Source organism: Cylindrospermopsis sp. CR12 (assembly GCF_001432185.1).
GTDB classification, from domain to species: Bacteria; Cyanobacteriota; Cyanobacteriia; order Cyanobacteriales; family Nostocaceae; genus Raphidiopsis; species Raphidiopsis raciborskii.
On record NZ_LMVE01000035.1, the window covers coordinates 1 to 4,986 of the forward strand.

The 4,986-nt window shown below is 41.9% G+C and carries 5 protein-coding genes and 1 pseudogene; 2 read left to right on the top strand and 4 right to left on the bottom strand.

Annotation, left to right across the window (positions count from 1 at the left end):
* Positions 1-238: 238 nt before the first annotated feature.
* Positions 239-781, top strand: a complete 543-nt coding sequence (locus tag ASL19_RS04170) for a transposase (protein ID WP_057177409.1) — start codon at positions 239-241, stop codon at positions 779-781.
* An 89-nt stretch (positions 782-870) separates the two neighbouring features.
* On the opposite strand, the gene ASL19_RS04175 is transcribed toward ASL19_RS04170, so the two are convergent.
* The 4 genes from ASL19_RS04175 to ASL19_RS04190 all read right to left on the bottom strand — a co-directional run bounded on the left by ASL19_RS04175 (position 871) and on the right by ASL19_RS04190 (position 3,544).
* Positions 871-2,004: a HetZ-related protein 2 gene (locus tag ASL19_RS04175; RefSeq protein WP_057177411.1), complete on the bottom strand. Its 1,134-nt coding sequence runs from the start codon at positions 2,002-2,004 to the stop codon at positions 871-873.
* A gap of 96 nt (positions 2,005-2,100) precedes the next feature.
* Positions 2,101-2,451 (bottom strand): carbon dioxide-concentrating mechanism protein CcmK, encoded by a 351-nt coding sequence (locus tag ASL19_RS04180; RefSeq protein WP_006278594.1) that lies wholly within the window; start codon positions 2,449-2,451, stop codon positions 2,101-2,103.
* Between the two features lie 37 nt (positions 2,452-2,488).
* Positions 2,489-2,800, bottom strand: a complete 312-nt coding sequence (locus ASL19_RS04185) for a carbon dioxide-concentrating mechanism protein CcmK (RefSeq protein ID WP_006278595.1) — start codon at positions 2,798-2,800, stop codon at positions 2,489-2,491.
* Between the two features lie 135 nt (positions 2,801-2,935).
* On the bottom strand, positions 2,936-3,544 hold the full coding sequence (locus tag ASL19_RS04190; protein WP_057177410.1) for a hypothetical protein: 609 nt from the start codon (positions 3,542-3,544) through the stop codon (positions 2,936-2,938).
* A gap of 337 nt (positions 3,545-3,881) precedes the next feature.
* On the opposite strand from ASL19_RS04190, the pseudogene ASL19_RS04195 reads away from it, so the two are divergent.
* Positions 3,882-4,986 (top strand): annotated as a pseudogene (locus ASL19_RS04195) (hypothetical protein); the annotation flags it as partial.

Below are 4,986 nucleotides of genomic sequence, written 5' to 3' on the forward strand. Positions count from 1 at the left end.
GGTTTGTTGGGTTTTCTCAATCCAACCTACGGTAAATGTTTTTAAAAACAGGCGATCGCTGGAAGTAAAATCAAACCGCTCACCCTATAAGACAAGGAGTTCACATGGACTATAATTAACAGTGGGGTTTGTTGGGTTTTCTCAATCCAACCTACGGGATTATATAATGTTTTAAGGGTATCTGTTTTTCTCTCTGTTGGTTTGTTGGGTTATCCTTTTCTGTTTCATTAATTATAATATGGAATATCGTCGAGCAAAGACACCAGGGGCGACCTATTTTTTCACTCTTGTTACTTATTGTCGTCGTCCCATTTTAGGTAAATCGGAAAATATAGATTTACTAAGGGAAGCGTTTCGATATGTGATGAAAAACTACCAATTTAAAATTGATGCGATCGTTATTTTGCCTGAGCATCTTCATTGTCTTTGGACATTACCTGAAAATGATGGGGATTTTTCGACTCGTTGGCGATTAATTAAAAGTTATTTTAGTCGTAAATGTCAGGTTTCTTGTCAGGGAACAATGACTTTATCTCAGGAGCAAAAAGGTGAAAAACCAATTTGGCAACGTCGCTTTTGGGAGCATCAAATTCGGGATGATCGAGATTTTATTAATCATGTCGAGTATATTCACTATAATCCGGTTCGTCATGGATTGGTAAATGCACCAAAAGATTGGCAGTATTCAAGTTTTCATCGTTATGTTCAAGCGGGATTTTATGATGTTATGTGGGGAGCGGAAGAAAGGCATGTTTTTGGTGGTCATATTGGGCATGAGTAGATATGGATTCAAATGGTTCGTGGGTTAGATTTGTTATTGAGATCCCCGTTGATTTTTTGGGTTTTCTCAACCCAACCTAGGTCATCAAATTAATTTTGGGCCCTTAAATTCTGAGCTACTAAATAAACTTTTGTCCACTCACCTATCACTTTATGGGTCTTCATCTCTAATTTCTCCCCTATTCCTGCTAGAGAATCCCCCCCTTTCCTTCTATCAAGAATCTCCCTACCTAGGGGACTTATCTTCTCCCTCAGCTGCTCCCATTGTTTTGGCGTTAAACCTAAACCATCTTCCTTTAAAGACGTTGATAACCAATTCTCTACTAACTCCGGTTTGTCCTTGATGGCAAAAACTCTAACAGCATGGTAACTAATTTTCTCCCTTAATCTGTATAATTCCTTAATTGGCTGATTCAGCTTTTTAGCAATCTCTTCTTGACTCTTACCCTCTAAATATAACCTCAACCACTCCACCGCTGTTTGTCCCAGCTTCTCTAATAGGTATTCCTCAAATTTCTCTTGCACTTCCTGACGTAACAATTGTTGCTCCTCTACCTTTTGCGCCTCCTGATACTGGGCGATCGCTTCGTCATCTAAAAGATTTAAGTTGCTTTCCGTATCTTCTGTTAATATTTCGTCAGAAACCAGTCTAATCACGTCCTTACCTGGAATTTGAGTCAATCCCCCTCGCTGAATGCGGCGTAAATAATTGACAAACCGATGTGTCAATAAAGGTTGATTACGCACAGGTCGTAAACAGTATTCTTCTAAGCTGGCAAATAATAACATGTCTCGCAACCTTTTATCCCCAGTTGCATCGGCAATTAGACTCATTTGCTGCTGCATATAAGAATCACTTTGCAGCATTTCCTGAATTACCTCTTGCAGTACATCTATCACACTACGCTGGCGATCGCGACTTAAAGAGACCCAGGTTTGAATTTTATTTCTAATTGTGGTAACACTTGCCAAGCGAACCATCAAATTACGATAGGCCTGTTCCCTTCCCACACCTAAATATCGCTGTCGTAGAACTCGCCAGCGATATTCCATAGCCTTTTGAGCAATCTCCAATTCTTTGGGTGTAAACCCTGCAAATCTGGTTAAGTCCGACCCCAAAAGCCAAAGCATAATACTATTTCTAGCGTCATCACTGTTTTCAGGAGACTCAGCAGCGAGTCGTTTCCGCCAATATTCTGCTATATTTGCTGCACTTAGTTCCATAGTAAAATCGCTCAAAATATTTGCTGCACCATTTAAGTCGGCATTAACAAAAGCCGTTTGTATTCCAAAAAGATAGGTTGAGATAGTTACCAAAAACTATCTACCACTGGAGGAGCGGACAATGGGGTTTTCCACCGAGTCTCGATATTGCTGGACTTGATCTGTGTAAGCAATAGGTAAGACAGCTTCCACGTTTTCATGGGGACGGGGGATAATTACCCAGGATTCCAGAGTACCACCATAGACATTTTGTGCTGCTTCCACACCAGCGGCCATGGCAGTTTTCACCTCAGAAACATCACCACGAATATTGATTGTAAAGCGGGCGCTACCAACTCGGATATAACCGACCAAAGTTACCCTTCCAGCTTTAACCATAGCATCTGCTGCTGCTAAAACTGCGGGAAAACCCTTTGTTTCTAAAGATCCAACGGCCTGTAGGGACATTACTAATCTCCTGTATAAATAAAATTACCGGTACAAGTTAAAAAATGCGAAAAGGTTCGGACTTAGAAGTGAAATGGATGGGTAGAATTGTCTCCACATTTTCCGGTGGGTTGGGGACTATGTAATGAGTAATCACCTGACCACCATAAACGGTTTCTTCGGAAGCTATTCCAGCTGCAACAGCGGTTTTCACCTCTGCTACCTGTCCTCTAACAGCAACCAACAACCTTCCACTTTCTGCAATGCCATAGTATACGATTGTGACAGCAGCAGACTTAACCATAGCATCTGCTGCGGCTAAAACTGCGGGAAAACCTAAAGTTTCGATAACGCCAACTGCCATTGGCATGGCTTAACTCTCCTGAATTTCTGTATCAGTGATATTTATTGTAGGGGATTTGGTACCATGAATAATAATCTGGCAAAATTTTGATAGAAGGCCCATCTGCTCGGTTATTCGTACAAAAGGTCTTAATTGGGTATTTTAGTAAGCTTTACACAGCGGTAACATCATAATGCCTAATATTCTATCAATTTGGTTAATATAGTATTCTAGGGAATCAATAAAAACAGTCGCGTTTTCCAGACGCAAGAACTTCCAAACCGTCCCCGTAGAAACGACCCCATAAATATAAGTCAAGGGAGTCCCTCCTTGGGAATTAAACAACTGGGCTGCGACCATTTCGGCAATACACTGTCCCAATCCCCCTTTAATATTTTCATTTTTTGCTTCTACCACAGCGATGACTGGCACTGTGATAAAATACTGTTCCTTAGAATGGCTAATTAAATAATCGCAAAATCCCACCAAACCCCTTTCCGGATCTACATTAAACTCAGTACCGGAAAACAGACTGATTTGGTGTTTAGTTTGACGGCGTAGCTCTGCTAACACTGGGGCGATGAGAAATTCGGAACGGGCTTTTTCTGTATTAATGGCAGTTGCTAAGGGCAAATACTCCTGTAGGGTCTGCTGAAGATAATCTGAAGGTTGGAGAGGTTTGACCTCACAAAACAAATTTTGGTCTTCTTCTACCTGCAAGCTAAAGGTTTTTATTACCTTATCTAGGGTGGTGAACTCACTGTAAGCCATGGCGTAACTTTTGTTTATACATCCAGTTGGGTTTTGGTAAGGATATAGGAATTATAGTACAATCGGTGGACTGGAAATGCCATTTAGTCAGCAATTCTAAATTTGGAATGTAGGTTGGGTTGAGGAACGAAACCCAACAGCTCTATTAATTACATGTAATGCTGCGTGATAAAAAATCACTGATTTCAAACTGATGCAACCCAAACGGAGGATATGGGATTTGTAACATTTTGTAACATGCTCATTGTTTTATTTGAGATAGATATGTTATAATCCCTGTTAGGATTGCTACTGTTAACCAAATATTTTTAAAAACAATTGTGTGAGGTTGTTGGTCGTGGCGAAAATAACTAATCAGGGCTTAAATAGTGCATTGCACCAGCTGTGGGTTTTTTCTTTGTCAGGTGACTTTTGGCAAGTGTTGGATACGGCGTTTGGTACGGAATATAACAGAGAAAATGCCCAAATACTGAGATTGCAATGGCAAAAAGGGGATTTTAGTCAGTTACCGCAAATGGAGATTGTAGATAGCGGTATTCTAGGCGATGGTAATGGTGCCTACTCGTCAAGTGAGAATAGGATTTATCTGTCTAGCAAGTTAATAGAGAAGGGCACTTTAGGTTTAGTTAGCAAGGTGCTTATAGAAGAAATAGGGCATTATGTAGATGCTTATATTAATACAGTGGATAGTCCCGGAGATGAAGGGGCGATTTTTGCTGCATTGGTGCAGGGTGAGGTGTTATCTCCCAATGTGTTAGCGGAATTGAGAAATGAGAATGATGGAGGTTGGTTAGAGGTAAATGGTCAAAACCTAGAGGTAGAGTATAATAACCCCACCGTGAGTTTATCCCTCACTTCACCCAGCACCGTTACAGAAGATGGCCCCCAAAACCTATTTTATGTATTTAGTCGCACTGGGGATGTAACAAATTCCCTAACTGTCAACTTTAACGTGAGTGGAAGTGCCACCTTAAACGACGACTACGTGCAACGGGGAGCCACCAGTTTTGGCACTAGTACCGGTAGTGCGACCTTTGCAGCAGGGTCCAGTGTGGTCATTCTCAGTTTAGACCCCAGTTCAGATGTGGTTAGTGATGGGAATGAAACGGTGGCGCTGACTTTGGCAGCAGGGACGGGATATGCGGTGGGTACTAGTAGTGCGGTGACTGGCACTATTTTGGATAATGATGTGGCGCCGGGGACTGTGGTTAGGGGGAGTGTTGCAAAGAGTGAATACTTTAGGACACGGCATGAGTATCGTAATAGTTATGCCTTTGCGGCGCTAAAAAGCGATGGCTCTGTTGTTACCTGGGGTGACTCTGGTGGCAGTAGTGTGAGCAGCAGTCTCACTTCCGGTGTCACCCAGATTTTCTCCAATAATAGTGCATTTGCGGCGCTAAAAAGCGATGGCTCTGTTGTTACCTGGGGTGCCCCTGGTGCTG

Excerpts from the sequence above, each read along its gene's own strand:
- ASL19_RS04170 (WP_057177409.1), top strand. The coding sequence starts at position 239 with ATGGAATATCGTCGAGCAAAGACACCAGGGGCGACCTATTTTTTCACT.
- ASL19_RS04190 (WP_057177410.1), bottom strand. The coding sequence starts at position 3,544 with ATGGCTTACAGTGAGTTCACCACCCTAGATAAGGTAATAAAAACCTTT.
- ASL19_RS04180 (WP_006278594.1), bottom strand. The coding sequence starts at position 2,451 with ATGTCCCTACAGGCCGTTGGATCTTTAGAAACAAAGGGTTTTCCCGCA.
- ASL19_RS04175 (WP_057177411.1), bottom strand. The coding sequence starts at position 2,004 with ATGGAACTAAGTGCAGCAAATATAGCAGAATATTGGCGGAAACGACTC.
- ASL19_RS04185 (WP_006278595.1), bottom strand. The coding sequence starts at position 2,800 with ATGCCAATGGCAGTTGGCGTTATCGAAACTTTAGGTTTTCCCGCAGTT.